This is a genomic window from Krasilnikoviella flava (assembly GCF_900167525.1).
GTDB lineage: Bacteria > Actinomycetota > Actinomycetes > Actinomycetales > Cellulomonadaceae > Isoptericola > Isoptericola flavus.
Map to the genome: position 1 here is coordinate 310,609 of NZ_FUZQ01000002.1, position 15,989 is coordinate 326,597.

Consider the following 15,989-nt stretch of genomic DNA (forward strand, 5'->3'; position numbering starts at 1 on the left):
CAATGGGGTGGTGAGCACGCCGACACCCGCGCCGACCCCTCCGACCGCGCCCCCGGGGCCGCCCGCCGACACCCTCCGCGTGCGGCTCGACCTCGCCTACGACGGCACCCACTTCGCGGGCTGGGCCACCCAGCCGCGCCTGCGCACCGTGCAGGGGGTGCTGGAGGACGCCCTCGCGACCGTGCTGCGCACCGGGCCCCTCGGTCTGCCCCGCCCGCGGCTCACGGTGGCCGGGCGCACCGACGCGGGCGTGCACGCCCGCGGCCAGGTGGCGCACGTCGACGTGCCGCGCGAGCTCTGGGAGGTGTTGCCGGGGCGCTCGGACCGGGAGCCCGGCGTCGCGCTCGCCGACCGGCTGGCCGGCGTGCTGCCGCCCGACGTCGTCGTGCACCGCACCGCCGAGGCACCCGCCGGGTTCGACGCGCGGTTCTCCGCGATGCACCGCCGCTACGTCTACCGCGTGGCGGATCGTCCCGCCCTGCGCGACCCCCTGCGCCGCGACTGGGTGCTGTGGCACCGGCGCCCGCTCGACGTCGAGGCGATGCACCGGGCGCTGCAGCCGCTGGTCGGGCTGCACGACTTCGCCGCGTTCTGCAAGCCCCGCGAGGGCGCCACGACGATCCGCGAGCTCACGCGGTTGTCGTGGGAGCGCCCCGACGAGGGCCCGGACGCCGGGCTGGCCGTCGCGACCGTGCAGGCCGACGCGTTCTGCCACTCGATGGTCCGCGCGTTGGTCGGCATGTCGCTGGCCGTGGGGGAGGGGCGGCGCGACGCGGACGCCCCCGCGCAGGTCCTGGCGGGCCGCTCGCGGTCGGCGGCGGCCGGCGTCGTCGCCGCCCGGGGCCTGGTCCTCGAGCACGTCGCGTACCCGGAGGACGACGAGCTCGCCGCGCGGGCCGAGCGGGTCCGCGCGAGGCGCGACCCGGACGAGGTCGACGCCGGCTGACCTACGGCTCCTCGACCCAGTGGACGGCGGCCTCCTCCGCGGAGGCGCCTGCGCCGTCGATGCCGGCGTCCTCGCCGTAGATGTCGTTGTCCCGGACGCCGCCCTCGTCGTCGGGGTCGGCGTCGCGGTCCTCGGCGAGCCGGCCGGCACGAGTCGTGTCCGGACGGTCCAGGGGGTCGCGGTCCCAGTCGTCCGGCTGCTCCTCCGCGAGGCGCCGGTCCAGCGGCTCGCCGGCGGACTCCTCCCACGCCGTCTCGCCCCAGTGGTTCGAGCGGGAGCGCTCCAGCGGCGAGTAGCCCTCGTCGAGGACGTCGTCGAGGTCCGGGTCGCCGAGGGTGTCCTCCTGGGGGAGCTGGTCCTCGTCGCCCTCCGCGCCCGTCTCGGGGTCCGGGGTCGTGCCGGGTGTCTCCTGGGTCATGTCACCACGGTGCACCCGGAGCCAGGTCGTTGCAACGAGACGGGAGACCCAGGGCGGGTGCTCGGGCGGGGCCGCACCGGGCTCGCGCCCGGCGTGACCGGTCTCGCTTTGACCATGGTGCCGCTGCGCCGCTAAACTGACTCGTCGTTGTGCTATGCCTCCGGCGTCCCGCGTCGTCAGCGCGCCCACTCGCACCCGACGATGCCTCGGCCAGGACGCCACCCGGAGCACCCGCGCACAACACCTGACTCTTCGGGCGCCGCTTCTCGCCCGACGACACCGAACATGAAAAGGTGACGCAACCGTGCGTACTTACACCCCCAAGCCTGGCGACGTCCAGCGCGACTGGCACGTCGTCGACGCGACCGACGTCGTCCTCGGCCGCCTGGCGAGCCAGGTCGCCATCCTCCTGCGCGGGAAGCACAAGCCGACCTTCGCCCCGCACGTCGACGGTGGTGACTTCGTCATCGTCATCAACGCGGACAAGGTCGCCCTGAGCGGCAACAAGCGGGAGACCAAGCTGGCCTACCGCCACTCCGGCTACCCGGGCGGCCTCCGCTCGGTCAACTACGGCGAGCTTCTCGAGAAGAACCCCGAGCGGGCCGTGGAGAAGGCCGTGCGCGGCATGATCCCGAAGACGTCCCTCGGTCGCGACCAGCTGGGCAAGCTGAAGGTCTACCGCGGCGCGGAGCACCCGCACGCGGCGCAGCAGCCCAAGCCGTTCGAGATCACCCAGGTTTCGCAGCAGGCCTGAGCCGCTGCCGGATGCAAAGCGAAGGATTCACAGTGGCCGAGACCACCGTCGACACCGAGCTGGACGAGAACACGCCCAGCACCTACACCTCTGAGTCCGCCGCGCCCGTCGCGGACGGCGGCCAGTCCATCACCGCCCCCGGCGCCGCAGTCGGTCGCCGCAAGGAGGCCGTGGCGCGCGTGCGCCTCGTCCCCGGCACCGGGACGTGGAAGATCAACGGTCGCACCCTCGAGGACTACTTCCCGAACAAGGTGCACCAGCAGCTCGTCAACTCGCCGCTGAAGCTGGTCGAGGTCGAGGGTCGCTTCGACGTCATCGTCCGCATCTCCGGCGGTGGCCCCTCGGGCCAGGCCGGTGCTGTGCGCCTGGGCATCGCCCGTGCGCTCAACGGGATCGACTCCGAGGCGAACCGTCCCGCGCTGAAGAAGGCCGGCTACCTCACGCGTGACCCGCGTGCGGTCGAGTCCAAGAAGGCCGGTCTCAAGAAGGCGCGCAAGGCGCCGCAGTACTCGAAGCGCTGATCCAGCGCTCCTGTCCGACACGCGTCGACAGGAACGTCAGCGTCACGGACGGCCCCGTCGGAACTCTCCGGCGGGGCCGTCCGCACGTCCGGCTACGATCGGTGCGGCGTCCGCGGGGACGTCGTGGGTGCCAGAGCGGATCCGCCGCCGCGCCCGGAGGAGGAGACATCGTGCGACTGTTCGGCACCGACGGGGTCCGTGGCCTGGCCAACCGGGACGTCACCGCGGACCTGGCCCTCGGGCTCGGCAGCGCGGCCGCGCACGTGCTCGGCACGTCAGGGGAGTTCTCCGGGCACCGCCCGCGCGCCGTCGTCGGGCGCGACCCCCGGGCGTCGGGCGAGTTCCTGTCCGCCGCCGTCGGGGCCGGGCTCGCCAGCTCGGGCGTCGACGTCGTGAACCTCGGCGTGCTCCCGACGCCGGCCCTCGCCCACCTCGTCGAGGCGATGGACATGGACCTCGGCGTGATGATCTCGGCGTCCCACAACGCCATGCCGGACAACGGCATCAAGTTCTTCTCCCGCGGCGGGCTCAAGCTCGCCGACCACGTCGAGGACGAGATCGAGGCCCGGCTGGGCCAGGAGTGGGAGCGCCCTGTCGGCGCGGACGTCGGGCGCATGCGCTCCGACACCGGCACTGCCGCCCAGCGGTACGTAGAGCACCTCGTGGCGAGCATCGGCACGACGACGGACGTGCGGCCCCTGGAGGGGCTGCGCATCGCGGTGGACGCCGCCAACGGCGCGGCGAGCCAGGTGGGCCCGGAGGCGCTGCGCGAGGCGGGCGCGGACGTCGTCGTCATCAACGCGAGCCCCGACGGGCGCAACATCAACGAGAAGGCCGGCTCCACCCACCCGGAGCAGCTGCAGGCCGTCGTCGTGGCCGCGGAGGCCGACTTCGGCGTCGCGTTCGACGGCGACGCCGACCGGTGCCTCGCGGTGGACCACGGCGGAGTGCTCGTGGACGGCGACCAGATCCTCGGCATCCTCGCGCGCGGGCTCAAGGAAGAGGGACGGCTCCCGTCCGACACGCTCGTCGTGACGGTGATGAGCAACCTCGGCCTGGTCCTCGCCATGCGGGAGGCGGGCATCACCACCGTGCGGACCGCCGTGGGCGACCGGTACGTGCTCGAGGAGATGCGCGCGCACGGGTACGGGATCGGGGGCGAGCAGTCCGGCCACATCATCCTCGCCGATCACGCGACGACCGGGGACGGCGTCCTCGCGGCGCTGTACCTGGCGGCCCGCGTCAAGGCGACCGGACGGCGGCTGGCCGACCTCGCCGGCGACGTCCCGCGGCTGCCGCAGACCCTGGTCAACGTCAAGGGCGTGGACAAGGCCCGTGCGGCCGACGACGAGGGCGTGCGCGCCGCGGTCGAGAGCGCGGAGGCGCAGCTCGGCGAGACGGGCCGCGTGCTGCTGCGTCCGTCGGGGACGGAGCCGCTCGTGCGCGTCATGGTCGAGGCCGCCACCCAGACCCAGGCCGACGGCGTGGCCGACAGGCTCGCCGCCGTCGTGCGCGACCGGCTCGCCCTGTGACCGAAGGCGGCGCGGCCGATGGGCTCGCGCCGGGCGACGCCCCGCCGGCGGAGGGCGTCGACGAGGCGCTGCGCTCCGCCGTCGTCGACCTGCTGGACCGCTCCGACGCCGAGGCGGACGGGCCCGGGAGAGGCCTGCTGCCGATCGTGCAGGCGGGCGCCCCCGTGCTGCGCAGCCCGGCGGCCCCGTACACGGGGCAGCTGGGCGACGTCCTGCCGCGCCTGCTCGACGCGATGCGGCGCACCATGCACGCCGCTCCGGGCGTCGGGCTCGCGGCGCCGCAGGTCGGGATCGGCCTGGCGATCGCCGTCGTCGAGGACGCCGGGACGAGCGTCGACGACCCGCGGGAGCGGACACCGCTGCCGTACCGCGTGCTGATCGACCCGCGGTACGAACCCCTGCCCGGGCCGGGCGGGGAGCCCGAGCGGGCCGCCTTCCACGAGGGCTGCCTGTCCGTGAGCGGCTGGCAGGCCGTCGTGGCGCGGCACCGCCGGGTGCGGCTCACGGGTCGCGACGAGACCGGTGCGCCCGTCGACGAGGTGCTGGCGGGCTGGCCGGCCCGCATCGTCCAGCACGAGACGGACCACCTGGCGGGCGAGCTCTACCTCGACCACGCACGCCTGCGCACGCTCACCTCGAACGAGAACCTCGTGCGCTATGGCCAGGTCGTCGACCTGGGCTTTGTGGAACAGGGGTGAACATTCGGCGCTCAGGGTGGAACCGGGGGAAATCCCCATGCAGCCGGTGGGCAGGTTCCGCCTAGGCTGGTGTCGTGACGCCGCCCGGCGTCGTGCGACCGCCGGAGGAGCTCCTCCCGGCCGACGGACCGAGGGACCGACCTGGTGAACCTGTCGACGATGCTGGTGCAGCTCGAGGGCTGGGTCCTCGATCTGGGCGCGTCCCTGTGGATCTACCCGGCCATGTACGTCTTCGCGACGATCGACGGGTTCTTCCCGCCGATCCCCAGCGAGTCCGTCGTGATCACGCTCACCGTGCTCGCCCACTCCGAGGGCGTGCCGTGGCTGCCCGGCGTCCTGGTCCTGGCCATCGCCGGCGCCTGGACGGGCGACCAGATCGCCTACCAGATCGGCCGCACCGTCGGCACCGAGCGCTTCGGTTTCCTGCGCTCCGCGCGGGGCCGCAAGGCCGTCGCCTGGGCGCGCCACGCCCTCGACCACCGGGGCGCGTCGTTCATCCTCGCCGCCCGGTACGTGCCGATCGGCCGGGTGGCGGTCAACATGACCGCCGGGGCCGTCGGCTACCCGCGGCGCCGCTTCATGTTCTACTCCGGGATCGCCGCGGTGACCTGGGGCATCTACTCGATGCTGATCGGCCTCGCGGCAGCGTCCTGGCTCGGCCACAACACGCTGCTGGCGATGGCCGTGGGGGTCGTCGCGGGCATCCTGCTCGGTGTCCTCGTCGACCAGGTGGTGCAGCGGCTCGCCGGAGCCCCGAAGTCGGAACCCGTCCCGGCGGACGACGACGAGGACGAGGCCGACGCGGAGCCGACGTCGCGCGCCGCGTGAGTCGGGCCAGCGTCTTCAGAGCTTGCGCAGTCGCACCCGCTGCACGGAGTGGTCGGACCCCTTCGTGAGCACGAGGGTGGCCCGGCCCCGGGTCGGCAGCACGTTGTGCTCCAGGTTGGGGGCGTTGATCGACTCCCAGATGGACAGGGCCCGCTCGGTCGCCTCCGCGTCGGACAGGTCGGCGTAGCGCCGGAAGTACGACTCCGGCCTGCTGAACGCCGTCTTGCGCAGCTGCAGGAAGCGCTCCACGTACCACTGGCGGATGTTGCGGGTGCGCGCGTCGACGTAGATCGAGAAGTCGAAGAAGTCGCTCACCGCCACCGTCGACTCGTCCACCGCCGACGGCCGCGCCGGCTGGAGCACGTTGAGGCCCTCGACGATGAGCACGTCCGGCTTGCGCACCACGACCTCCTCGCCCGGGACGATGTCGTAGACGACGTGCGAGTACACGGGGGCGCGCACCTCGGCCTGCCCGGCCTTGACGCGGGACAGGAAGCGGATCAGGGCGCGACGGTCGTAGGACTCCGGGAAGCCCTTGCGGTCCATGATCCCGCGGCGCTGCAGCTCGGCGTTCGGGTACAGGAAGCCGTCGGTCGTGATCAGCTCGACATGCGGGGTGTCGGGCCAGCGCGCCATCATCTCCCGCAGGATGCGGGCCGTCGTGGACTTGCCGACGGCGACCGACCCCGCGACCCCGATGACGTAGGGCGTGCGCGGCGGCTCCTCGTGCAGGAACGTCGACGTGGCGCGGTGCAGCCCGGCGCTCGCGGCGACGTACAGGTTGAGCAGGCGTGAGAGCGGGCGGAAGACGGCGTCCACCTCGGCGAGGTCGATCGGGTCGCCCAGGCCGCGCAGGCGCTCGACGTCGGCGTCGGTCAGGGGGAGCGGGGTCGACGCGGACAGGCGGCTCCAGGCCGCTCGGTCGAGGTCGACGTACGGGGACGCCGGCGCGAGCCGGGTCAGGTGCTCGCCCAGCGGCTGGGGGGCCGGGCCGGGTGCGGTGTCGGAGGACTGCGGTGCCACCTGCACGATTCTGCCCGAGGCACCGGCTCGACCTGCAACTCGGGCGCGCCGCCCTCGACTCCTCGGCCTCGTTCGGGGTGCCCGCGCACGTCACCGTGCTGTTCCCCTTCCTGCCCGCCACGGCGGTGGACGATGCGGTCCGCCACGGCCTGCGCGAAATCGCCGGCCTGCCGGTGCGCACCGTCGTCCGTGAGGTGGTGCTGCTGGAGTTCGACGGCGCGCGCTGGCGGCGACGGGCGTCCTTCGCCCTGGCTCCCGGCGCGGGGGGTGCCCGAACCTTGACGCGGTGCCCGGGTCCCTAGGGTGGGGGTGTGGAACTGAGGGCGCTGGGCGACGAGGTCGAGATCATCTCGCGGGTGTACGAGCGGCGCTTCGGCGTCCCCCGCACGGACGACTGGCTGGTGCTGAAGCTGCACGAGGAGGTCGGGGAGCTCACCCAGGCGTACCTCGCGCGGTCGGGACGGTCGCGGGACCGGGGCGAGGGCGCCGGCGAGGTGGATGCCGCGTTCCGGGCCGAGCTCGCGGACGTGCTGGCGCAGCTGCTGCTCGTCGCGCGGCGGTTCGACGTCGACCTCGAGGCGGAGCTCGAGAGCAAGTGGTTCCGCTGGCGGCACCTCGTGGAGCCCGAGGACGAGGCGGGGGTGCGGGCGCCCCGTTGAGGCTATGGCGACGGGTCACCCGGAGGCGGCCACCTCGGTCGCCTCCTCGACGCGGTCGAGCCACTCGCCGACGAGCGCGCCGAACAGCTCCGGCTGCTCGATCTGCAGGTTGTGGCCCGCGCGGTCCAGGACGGCGAACGTCGCGCGCGGGTAGTGCTCGAGGACGCGCCACGCGTCGCGGTACCCGGTCGAGGAGTCCTGGCGGCCGAGCAGGAACAGCGTGGGGCCGCCGTAGGGGCGGGGCTCGAGCGGAAACGTCCCGGCGTAGCGCGACGCCACGCGCCGGACCGCCTCCGGGTCGGCCGCGGCCAGACCGGGCGTCACCTCGGCCTCGGTGCGCCGCCAGGTCTCCGGGGTCTGCACGACGCCGACGTCGTCCGCGTCGAGGGCGTCCGCGCCGACGTCGCGCAGCAGGCCCGCGTCGCAGACCAGCACCTGGTGCGGCGGGACGTCGCGCCTGTCGTGCTCGGGCACGATCATCGGGCACAGCAGCGCGGCGCCCCGCACGCGGCCCGGTTCGGCGGCCACGAGCCCGCGCGCGAGATACCCGCCGTACGACTCGCCGACGACGGCGTACGGTCCCGGCACGAGCTCGTCGATCGCGGCACGGACGACCGCCAGCACGTCGTCCGTGCTCGCGACACCGGACGCCGCGCTGGCACCCATCCCCGGCAGGTCGAGGTAGACGCGCCGCCAGGCGTGCCGGGCCGCGAAGGCCTCCTCGAACGCCGTGAGCACGAGTCGGTGATCCACGGGGAACCCGTGCAGGAGCACGAGGGTGGGCACGTCAGGCCCTGCCGGCGCGCCCCGCTCGACGTAGTGGACCCGGGACCCTGCGGCATCGACGATCACGGGCGGCACCCTACGGCGGGGCGCCCACACGCCCCGCCCGGCGACAGACCTAGGCTGGGCGCATGATCATCGGCGTGGGCATCGACGTGGTGGACGTCGCCCGGTTCATGGCGACCGTCGAGCGCACGCCGCGACTGCGGGAGAAGCTCTTCACCGAGGCGGAGCGCGACCTGCCGGCGTCGTCCCTCGCGGCGAGGTTCGCGGCGAAGGAGGCCATCGCCAAGGCGCTGGGCGCCCCGGGGAACATGCACTGGCACGACGCCACGGTGCACCGGGTGGTCGGCGGGCCGCCGGAGGTCGAGCTGCGCGGCACGGTGCAGGCGCGCGCCGACGAGCTCGGCGTCAGGGCCTGGCACCTGTCCATCTCCCACGACGCCGGCATCGCCTCCGCCATGGTGGTGGCGGAGGGCTGATCCCGGTCAGGTGGCGGAGCGCCACCAGTCGAGCGCGACCGGCAGCGCCGCGAGCACGCTGATGTGCCCGTCGCGCGGACGCAACCACAGCTCCGCGGCGGGCAGGGCGTCGACCAGCAGGTCGGCGTGGTGGCGGGGCACCACCCGGTCGGCGCCGCCCTGCACGACCAGGGTCGGGGCCGCGACGGCGTCGAGCGCCACGCCCCACGGGCGCACGAACGCGACGTCGTCGTCGACCTGCCCGCCCGGCCAGGCCTGCCCGGACCGCGCGGCGTCGGCGCCGAGCGCGGCCCACGCCCCCGCCAGCGCTGCTCGGTCGTCGGCGGTGAAGCTCGACTCGTCGAACTCCGCCGTCTCGCCGTGCCGCTCGCGAGCGGCCGGGCCGTCGAGCGCCGAGCGCAGGCCGCCGTCGTCGGCCATGCCGGCGAACCAGTCGGTGTCGCCGCCTCGACCCGGGAAAGGGGCGACGCCCGCGAGGGTGACGGCCCCGGACACCACGTCGGGCCGGAGCGCGGCGAGCGCCAGGGCGTGCGGGCCGCCGCCCGAGGCGCCGACCGCGAGGCACCGTGCCGCCCCGAGGGCGTCCAGGACGTGGCCGACGTCGACCGCGGCGTCGGCCACGGTGCGCCCGGGCAGCCGGGTGGAACCGCCGTATCCGGCGCGGGCCGCGGAGACCACCCGCAGCCCGCGCGCCCGGGCGGCGGCGACCACCGGGGGCAGCAGCTCGCCCGACTGGGGCGAGCCGTGGTGCCAGACGACGACGTCGGCAGACGCCGGGCCGTCCTCGTACGCGACCAGCCGTCGCCCGTCGGGCAGGTCGAGCTCGTGCCGCGTGCCCATGGCCACCCGTCAGTCCTGCAGCGCGGGGACGACCTGCCGCTGGAACAGCTCGATCTGGTCGCGGTCGCCGACGGCGTTCGGGAAGTAGGTGATGGCGTAGGTCATGCCGCGGGCCTGGAGGTCGGTCAGCGCCTCGACGACCTGCTCGGGCGTCCCGACGAGCGGGCTCTTGCGCCAGTTCGCGATCTCCTGCTCGCCCTTGTCGCCCGGGGCGTGCTTGCGGAAGTGCGACTCGATCCACGCGAACCGGTCGTCGATCTCCGCCTGGTTCTCGCCGATCACCACGTTGTAGTCGGACGACCGCGTGATCTCGCCGAAGTCACGACCCACGTCGCGGCAGTGCTGCTCGAGGATCGCCGACTTGTGCGTGAAGCCCTCGGGCGAGCCGTCGAAGTTCGTGTACTGCGCGAACCGCGCGGCGATGCGCAGGGTCTTCTTCTCCCCGCCCCCCGCGACCCACAGCGGGATGCTCGGCACCTCGGCGCCGCCGTCGCCCACCGGCAGCCGCTGGAGCGGCTGCGGGTAGCAGAGGGCGCCGTCCACCTGGTAGCGCTCGCCGTCGAACTTTCCGGACGACCCGGTGCGCCACATCTGCGTGATGATCTGCAGGCCCTCGTCGAGCGCCCGCAGGCGCTCGCCCGCGCGCGGGAAGCCGTAGCCGTACGCCCGCCACTCGTGCTCGTACCAGCCCGCGCCGATCCCCAGCTGCGCGCGGCCGCCCGAGATCGCGTCGACCGTCGAGGCGACCTTCGCCAGGTACGCGGGGTTGCGGTACGACATGCACGTGCACATCTGGCCCAGCTTCACGCGCTGGGACGCCGCCGCGAACGCCGCCATCAGCGTCCACGCCTCGTACGTCGCCTCGGCGCTGGGGACCGGGACCGAATGAAAATGGTCATAGACCCAGACGGACGACCAAGCGAACTCCCCGCCCGGGACCGCTTCACCGGCCGCGGCATTGTCGGCGTAGTGAAGAAGGGAGAGCATCACCTCCCACTGCTGTTCCGGTGGAACATCGGTCAGGTCGTGGCGCCATCCCTGGGGGATGAAGAGTCCGAACTTCATATGCGCGATCCTAGGCAGTCCTGGACGCTCCCGCCCAGCGTGATTCGGCCTGTGACCTGGGCTGTTCGTCCCTGCTGGTCCGGTGGCTTGCGGGGTGCCGTGCTACTCCCGTTAGCAGACGAGTAGCGCGGCACCCATGGGCGGGATCTGGCTTCGACGGCGGCTCGGCGTCCCGGTTCGATCGGTCAGAGCGTGCCGTGGACGCTCGGTGCGTCGTAGCTGTCGACCGACAGATCCGCACGCCACCGGCCGGACTCGATACCGTCGAGCGCCTCGAGGGGAAACACGATGGTCCACCGGTCACCCACACGCTGCGGCTTCGCCTGAATGTACTCGTTGCGGACTCCGACGTGGTCGAAGACGAACGACGCGACCCAGCGCGAGTAGTCCAGTTTGAACCCGAGCTGGCGGATCCTCGCGCCAGCCTCGTCGACGAAGGTGATGGTCATGGTGACCATCGCGTCGTCCGGCGGGATGTCGCTGAGCGTCCAGGCGAGCACGACGTCGCTCAGGCGCCGCGTGACGGTGGCTGTGGTGATGGTGAGCGTCATGCGTCGCAGCGTCCCACGGGCTGGCGACATCCTCGCGGACGCACACGCGCGTGGAGGGTGCACAAAGCGCAGGAACGCGTCCCTCAGCGGACCTTCGCGCGCGCAGCAGTCACGAACGCGGCCCGGGCCGCCGACCAGGCTTTCGGAGACGGGTCGTCGCGGTTGCTGCGACCGATGCACGACCCGGGACGCGGCGTGCGCGAGGTCGCGCACCGTGCCACGCAGGGACCGCAACTCGGTCGCACGCGCCCGGTACCCGAGTGGCGTGGGGTGCACCATCGGCTCCGTGACGACCTCGGCCGTGACCTTCTCGGCGTCCAGGGTCGTCCAGCCGGTCGGCGACGTCGTCCAGGTCAGTCCGAGAACGTCGGGGGAGAGGTGCCGGCCTCGCGGCTCGCCCAGCGGGAGCATGAGCTCGGCGCTGAGCTGGTGCGCCATGGCCCCGGGCACGAACACGGCCCCGGGCACGAGGAACGCGTCCGGGTCGGGCCGCCCCGTCAGCGTCACAGGGCATCCGCCCGGCGTCGGCTGTCGGACCCGCGGCGTACCGTCCGCGGCACCAGCTGGTGGTGTCGACGAAGGGGTGGCGTGATGGCGGACAAGCTCGAGGACGTGTGGACGGCCAGGGACTATCCGGTGCTGCGTGAGATTGCGCGGCGCGTGGACGCAGGCGAATCGACGCGCCCCACCGAGGTGGGTGGGGCGCTTGGCTTCACCGAAGACGAACTCGCGCGCAGCGTGTCGGCTCTCGCGCGAACGGGCTACGTCGTCGAGATGGGCGGGTTCAGCGGTCACGGCTGGGTGCACGAAGTTACCCCGAAGGCGTACGTGGTCACTGGACTGCACCCGTCGGCGGACGACGCGGTCGACCGGTTCGTTGAGGCGCTGAACCAGGCCGCCGACCAGGTCGACGACGAGGATGACGCATCCGCGCTGCGGAAGATGGCGCGCACCGCGCTGTCGGTGTCGACGGACGTCGTCGGCGCAGTGCTCGGCGCGGTCGCCACGCGCGCGGCAGGCATGTGACCTCGCCGTCGCGTAGCAACCGATAGCAGGGCGCGCGTCGTCGCAGGTCAGCGCGTCGTAATCAGCGCGGAAGAGATGCACCACTCCATGGCCGTGAGCCTATGCCGAGGGATGGCCCGCTCTAGTCTGCGAATCGCCGTGGAGCCATGTCGGCACGAGTCTGTCCGGGTCGACCCTGTTGTTGGCGCCCGAGGGTGGCATCACGACGACAACGGCCAGCACGTCGAGGATCGCGGACCGCTTCGTGGACCAGGACGAGGAGTGCCACGCCGCACGGACGTCGCCGGTCTTTCCTCCCTCGCGAGCAGCTCCCGCGGCCGACCGGGCTCTCTCGCGCATCAGCAGGGCCTCCCGTTCCTCAAGTGCCTCGATGGCCGTCAGACGTCGAGCGGACGGTTTGCCGTCTTGAATCTCGCGGAACAGGCACGCGGCGGTCGCCCGGATCTCCTCGAGTTCGGCGTCGCCAGTGAACTCCATCGACGCCCTGCTGGTGGTCCCGTGGCCGGTTTCAAGATGCTGCACGACAAGCTCTTCGACGAGGTTCTCCGCCGCACCGCCCCGGATCGATGTGCCCCCGCAGCCGCCCGCCCCGCGCGGTGGGCATGCATAGATCAGCCCTTTCGTCGACGTGGTCTTCCCGACCAGCTTCTTCGCGCACCTCGAGCAGCGCAGCAGCCCCGAGAGGAGGTAGCGGCGTGGCTCTCGCGTGCGCGAGACGCCGCGATCTGGCCCGACGACGGCCCAGTATGTCTCCCACTGCTCGATCGTGAGGATGGGCTGCCATTGGCCTATGACGTAGGTCCCGTCCTCATGGACAACCGGCTCGCCCTTGTAGGTCCGAATCCCCGCGAGCCGCGGATTGCGCAACGTTGCACGGACGTTGGACGCAATCCATGTGTTGTCGAACGGCGTGCGTAGGCCTGCGCGGTTCCATCTATTCGCGATCTGTCCCCATCCGGCGGCCCCGGCCACGACATCGCGCACCGCCCCCTGCACGGCGGCGGATTCGACCGGATGCAAGGTACGACGGTCGTCATTCCACCCGAACGGCCGTGGGCCCCCGCCGACCCGCCCTCGCCGAGCATTGTCGAGATGAGATTGGACGGCCCGACGCCGAGTTCTGCGAATCTCTTGGTCGGCGGCCATGACGTCCATCGCGAGGAGCATCACGTCGGACGGGACATGAAGGTCATACGCCCGCGTCGCTGTAAGGATCGGTCGGATCACGCGGGGCCCCTCGGCGGCCCTGTCCCAGATGTCGAGTAGTCGCTGAAGGTCGTCGAACCGGCGGACAAGGCGATCTGCCGTGGATGCGACGACGCCGTTGACCCGGCCCTCCTCGAGGTCTTCGAGGAGACGCTCGAACGCCGGCCGGACGGCATCGCCATCGGCCGCGCTCACGCTGGGGTCCACGTATGGAGAGTGACTGAGGGTCCGCCCGGCTGCCGCAGCGAGAGCCACGGTTTCTTCGCCCTGGCGAGCGATGCCACGCCCCTCACCGGATTTGTCGTCGGAGATCCGGCGGTACTCAGCGTCGGGTACGTCGTCCCAGTTCATGACGGCGATGCTGGCATCCGTGAAAAGTCGGCTGTCAAGAGGTGACGTGGACGAGCCTCAGGCAGCGCGCGTCGGGCCCCCGCCCACGGCAGGATGCGTCCCATGATCTCTGCCTGGTCCGCCGCCGCCGTCCGCGCCGCCGAGGAGCCGCTGCTCGCGGCGGGGGCACCCCTGATGGAGCGGGCGTCGTTCGCGCTCGCCACGCACGTGCTGCGGGACGTCGCGGCGCGCCGCGGGCCCGTCCGCGGGGCGCGGGTCGTGGTGCTGGTCGGCGCCGGGAACAACGGCGGCGACGCGCTGCACGCCGGGGCGGTGCTGGCCCGGCGCGGGCTGGCGGTCGCGGCGGTGCTGGTCGCCGAGCGGTTCCACGCCCCGGGGCGTCGGGCGCTGGAGCGGGCCGGTGGCCGCGTCGTCGAGCTGTTCGCCGCCCCCGCCGCCCTGGATGCGGTCGTCGACGACGCCGCGCGCGCCGACGTCGTGCTCGACGGGCTCGTCGGCATCGGCGCCCGCGGCCCGCTGCGCGGCCTCGCCGAGGAGGTGGTGAGGGCGGTCTCGGCCCGGGTCGCCCGGCGCGCCGGGGCCGACGTCGCCGCACCGTGGGTGGTGGCGGTGGACGTGCCGTCGGGGATCGGGGTCGACGACGGCACGGTGCCCGGCCCGGTGCTGGCGGCCGACCGTACGGTGACGTTCGGCGCCGCCAAGCCCGGCCTCCTGCTGCCGCCGGCGGCCGGCATGGCGGGGGAGGTGACCGTCGTGGACATCGGCCTGGAGCTCGCCGCGCCGCCGGCCGTGCGGCGGCGGGGACCTGCCGACGTCGCCAGGTCGTGGCCCGTGCCCGGCCTCGCCGACCACAAGTACACGCGCGGGGTGGTCGGCGTCGTCGCGGGCACGGTGACGTATCCCGGAGCCGCGGTGCTCACGACCACGGCCGCCGTGCGCACCGGCGCCGGCATGGTGCGCTACCGCGGCTCCGAGGCCGTGGGCCGGGTGGTGCTCGCCGCGCGCCCGGAGGTCGTCACGGCCCCCGGCCGCGTGCAGTCGTGGGTGGTGGGCCCCGGTGTCCCCGGCGGTCCGGAGGCATCCCGGGCGGGGGAGGACGACGGCCTGGACGACGGGCAGCACGAGCGCGGGCGGGCGGGGCTCGCGGCGGCCTCCGGCCGGCTCGCCGGGACCGCCGGCGGACCCGTGCCGGCCGTCGTCGACGCCGGCGGGCTCGGCCTGCTGGACGGTCTGCCGGACGACAGGGTGCCGCCGTGGTTCGTCCTCACCCCCCACGCGGGCGAGCTCACGGCGCTGCTGCGGTCGCGTGGCGAGGACGTCCGCCGCCCGGAGGTGGAGGCCGAGCCGCTGCGCTGGGCGCGCCGGGCGCACGAGCTCACCGGCGCGACGGTGCTGCTCAAGGGGGGCGTGACCGTCGTCGTCGGGCCGGGCGTGGCGTACGCGCAGGGCGACGGTCCGGGCTGGCTGGCCACCGCCGGCGCCGGGGACGTGCTCGCGGGCGTGCTGGGCTCGATGCTCGCTGCCCGGTCGCGCGACGTCGTCGAGGAGCCGGCGCTCGCGGCCGAGGTCGCCGCCACCGCGGTGCTCGTGCACGGCCGCGCCGCGCACCGGGCCAACCCGGGCGGCCCCGTGGCGGCGCTCGACGTCGCCGGCGCGGTGCCCGCGGAGATCGCGGCGCTGCTGACGGGACCTTGACGGGGCACTGACGTCGACCACCTCGGCCGCGGCCGCGAGGTCGACAAGGGTCCACGACGACGGGAGCACGATGACGAGCGCGCGGGGTACGGGCGGCTCGGCGGGCGACGCCGACTACGCGACGATCGGCGGCGGGTACACCGACTACCGCCGCCCCGAGCCGGCGTTCGAGGCGGCGATCGCCGCGGCGCTCGGCGACGGGCGCACCGTGCTGAACGTGGGTGCCGGGGCGGGGTCGTACGAGCCGCGGGACCGCGAGGTGACCGCCGTCGAGCCGTCCGCGACGATGCGTTCCCTCCGGCCGGCGTCCCTGTCGACCGCCGTGGACGCCAGGGCCGAGACGCTGCCGTTCGCCGACGGCACGTTCGACGCCGTCATGACGACGTTCTCCGTGCACCAGTGGACCGACCTGGGGGCGGGCCTGCGCGAGCTGCGCCGCGTGACGACCGGCCCGGTGGTCGTCATGACGTGCGACCCCGACCTGCTGGACCGGTTCTGGCTGCAGGAGTACGCGCCCGAGGTGATCGCTACGGAGGCGGGGCGCTATCCCACGGTCGCGCGGGTCGCGGCCGGGCTCGGGGGCGACGTCCAGATGACGGGGCTGCCGATCC

18 protein-coding genes and 1 pseudogene are annotated in these 15,989 nt (G+C 73.6%); 12 read left to right on the top strand and 7 right to left on the bottom strand.

The annotated features are described in order from the left end of the window. Nucleotides 1-10 precede the first annotated feature (10 nt). A complete protein-coding gene (truA, locus tag B5Y66_RS06065) occupies nucleotides 11-946 on the top strand; it encodes a tRNA pseudouridine(38-40) synthase TruA (RefSeq protein ID WP_176168795.1) in 936 nt (311 codons plus the stop codon). A gap of 1 nt (nucleotide 947) precedes the next feature. Here the strand turns inward: truA and B5Y66_RS06070 are convergent, their stop codons facing one another. Continuing rightward, nucleotides 948-1,364, bottom strand: coding sequence for a DUF5709 domain-containing protein (locus B5Y66_RS06070; RefSeq protein WP_079572475.1), 417 nt, complete (start codon nucleotides 1,362-1,364; stop codon nucleotides 948-950). A 304-nt stretch (nucleotides 1,365-1,668) separates the two neighbouring features. Here B5Y66_RS06070 and rplM point away from each other — a divergent pair, with 304 nt between their 5' ends. The 5 genes from rplM (at nucleotide 1,669) to B5Y66_RS06095 (ending at nucleotide 5,697) form a co-directional block, all read left to right on the top strand. Next, complete coding sequence (gene rplM, locus B5Y66_RS06075; protein ID WP_079572478.1) at nucleotides 1,669-2,118, top strand: 50S ribosomal protein L13; 450 nt, start codon at nucleotides 1,669-1,671, stop codon at nucleotides 2,116-2,118. Nucleotides 2,119-2,150: 32 nt separating this feature from the next. Next, nucleotides 2,151-2,639, top strand: coding sequence for a 30S ribosomal protein S9 (rpsI, locus tag B5Y66_RS06080; protein WP_079572480.1), 489 nt, complete (start codon nucleotides 2,151-2,153; stop codon nucleotides 2,637-2,639). 167 nt (nucleotides 2,640-2,806) lie between these two features. Beyond that, nucleotides 2,807-4,171, top strand: coding sequence for a phosphoglucosamine mutase (gene glmM, locus B5Y66_RS06085; RefSeq protein WP_079573242.1), 1,365 nt, complete (start codon nucleotides 2,807-2,809; stop codon nucleotides 4,169-4,171). Further along, nucleotides 4,168-4,869, top strand: a complete 702-nt coding sequence (locus B5Y66_RS06090) for a peptide deformylase (protein ID WP_407656372.1) — start codon at nucleotides 4,168-4,170, stop codon at nucleotides 4,867-4,869. The genes glmM and B5Y66_RS06090 overlap by 4 nt, the downstream gene beginning before the upstream one ends. Before the next feature lie 144 nt (nucleotides 4,870-5,013). Further along, nucleotides 5,014-5,697: a DedA family protein gene (locus tag B5Y66_RS06095; protein WP_245806959.1), complete on the top strand. Its 684-nt coding sequence runs from the start codon at nucleotides 5,014-5,016 to the stop codon at nucleotides 5,695-5,697. 15 nt (nucleotides 5,698-5,712) lie between these two features. On the opposite strand, the gene coaA is transcribed toward B5Y66_RS06095, so the two are convergent. Further along, nucleotides 5,713-6,672 (bottom strand): type I pantothenate kinase, encoded by a 960-nt coding sequence (gene coaA / locus B5Y66_RS06100; protein ID WP_407656376.1) that lies wholly within the window; start codon nucleotides 6,670-6,672, stop codon nucleotides 5,713-5,715. Nucleotides 6,673-6,713: 41 nt separating this feature from the next. On the opposite strand from coaA, the gene B5Y66_RS06105 reads away from it, so the two are divergent. Both B5Y66_RS06105 and B5Y66_RS06110 read left to right on the top strand, forming a co-directional pair. Next, nucleotides 6,714-7,022: a hypothetical protein gene (locus B5Y66_RS06105; RefSeq protein ID WP_217700736.1), complete on the top strand. Its 309-nt coding sequence runs from the start codon at nucleotides 6,714-6,716 to the stop codon at nucleotides 7,020-7,022. Nucleotides 7,023-7,031: 9 nt separating this feature from the next. Continuing rightward, nucleotides 7,032-7,379 (top strand): nucleoside triphosphate pyrophosphohydrolase family protein, encoded by a 348-nt coding sequence (locus tag B5Y66_RS06110; protein WP_079572487.1) that lies wholly within the window; start codon nucleotides 7,032-7,034, stop codon nucleotides 7,377-7,379. A 15-nt stretch (nucleotides 7,380-7,394) separates the two neighbouring features. Here B5Y66_RS06110 and B5Y66_RS06115 read toward each other — a convergent pair whose 3' ends face one another. Beyond that, a complete protein-coding gene (locus tag B5Y66_RS06115) occupies nucleotides 7,395-8,231 on the bottom strand; it encodes an alpha/beta fold hydrolase (protein ID WP_217700737.1) in 837 nt (278 codons plus the stop codon). Between the two features lie 62 nt (nucleotides 8,232-8,293). On the opposite strand from B5Y66_RS06115, the gene B5Y66_RS06120 reads away from it, so the two are divergent. Beyond that, complete coding sequence (locus B5Y66_RS06120; protein WP_079572489.1) at nucleotides 8,294-8,644, top strand: holo-ACP synthase; 351 nt, start codon at nucleotides 8,294-8,296, stop codon at nucleotides 8,642-8,644. Nucleotides 8,645-8,650: 6 nt separating this feature from the next. Here B5Y66_RS06120 and B5Y66_RS06125 read toward each other — a convergent pair whose 3' ends face one another. The 3 genes from B5Y66_RS06125 to B5Y66_RS06135 form a co-directional block, all read right to left on the bottom strand. Further along, nucleotides 8,651-9,484, bottom strand: a complete 834-nt coding sequence (locus tag B5Y66_RS06125; RefSeq protein ID WP_079573248.1) for an alpha/beta fold hydrolase — start codon at nucleotides 9,482-9,484, stop codon at nucleotides 8,651-8,653. 9 nt (nucleotides 9,485-9,493) lie between these two features. After that, complete coding sequence (locus tag B5Y66_RS06130; protein WP_079572491.1) at nucleotides 9,494-10,549, bottom strand: LLM class F420-dependent oxidoreductase; 1,056 nt, start codon at nucleotides 10,547-10,549, stop codon at nucleotides 9,494-9,496. 185 nt (nucleotides 10,550-10,734) lie between these two features. Beyond that, nucleotides 10,735-11,538: a hypothetical protein gene (locus tag B5Y66_RS06135; RefSeq protein WP_139820757.1), complete on the bottom strand. Its 804-nt coding sequence runs from the start codon at nucleotides 11,536-11,538 to the stop codon at nucleotides 10,735-10,737. Nucleotides 11,539-11,691: 153 nt separating this feature from the next. Between B5Y66_RS06135 and B5Y66_RS06140 the strand changes: the two genes are divergently transcribed. Next, the gene (locus B5Y66_RS06140) at nucleotides 11,692-12,126 is read left to right on the top strand and encodes a hypothetical protein (RefSeq protein ID WP_139820758.1); all 435 of its coding nucleotides are present in this window, start codon (nucleotides 11,692-11,694) and stop codon (nucleotides 12,124-12,126) included. Nucleotides 12,127-12,225: 99 nt separating this feature from the next. Here the strand turns inward: B5Y66_RS06140 and B5Y66_RS06145 are convergent, their stop codons facing one another. After that, complete coding sequence (locus B5Y66_RS06145) at nucleotides 12,226-13,683, bottom strand: recombinase family protein (RefSeq protein WP_079572497.1); 1,458 nt, start codon at nucleotides 13,681-13,683, stop codon at nucleotides 12,226-12,228. Nucleotides 13,684-13,785: 102 nt separating this feature from the next. Between B5Y66_RS06145 and B5Y66_RS06150 the strand changes: the two genes are divergently transcribed. Next, entirely contained in the window at nucleotides 13,786-15,378 is a 1,593-nt protein-coding gene (locus B5Y66_RS06150; RefSeq protein ID WP_079572499.1) for an NAD(P)H-hydrate epimerase, read from the top strand. Nucleotides 15,379-15,448: 70 nt separating this feature from the next. Beyond that, nucleotides 15,449-15,811: pseudogene (locus B5Y66_RS22880) on the top strand (class I SAM-dependent methyltransferase); the annotation flags it as partial. Nucleotides 15,812-15,989: the final 178 nt, after the last annotated feature.

Coding starts and splice junctions, on each gene's coding strand:
- B5Y66_RS06130 (WP_079572491.1), bottom strand. CDS start 10,549: ATGAAGTTCGGACTCTTCATCCCCCAGGGATGGCGCCACGACCTGACC.
- B5Y66_RS06150 (WP_079572499.1), top strand. CDS start 13,786: ATGATCTCTGCCTGGTCCGCCGCCGCCGTCCGCGCCGCCGAGGAGCCG.
- B5Y66_RS06145 (WP_079572497.1), bottom strand. CDS start 13,683: ATGAACTGGGACGACGTACCCGACGCTGAGTACCGCCGGATCTCCGAC.
- B5Y66_RS06070 (WP_079572475.1), bottom strand. CDS start 1,364: ATGACCCAGGAGACACCCGGCACGACCCCGGACCCCGAGACGGGCGCG.
- B5Y66_RS06135 (WP_139820757.1), bottom strand. CDS start 11,538: ATGGCGCACCAGCTCAGCGCCGAGCTCATGCTCCCGCTGGGCGAGCCG.
- B5Y66_RS06140 (WP_139820758.1), top strand. CDS start 11,692: ATGGCGGACAAGCTCGAGGACGTGTGGACGGCCAGGGACTATCCGGTG.
- B5Y66_RS06125 (WP_079573248.1), bottom strand. CDS start 9,484: ATGGGCACGCGGCACGAGCTCGACCTGCCCGACGGGCGACGGCTGGTC.
- B5Y66_RS06120 (WP_079572489.1), top strand. CDS start 8,294: ATGATCATCGGCGTGGGCATCGACGTGGTGGACGTCGCCCGGTTCATG.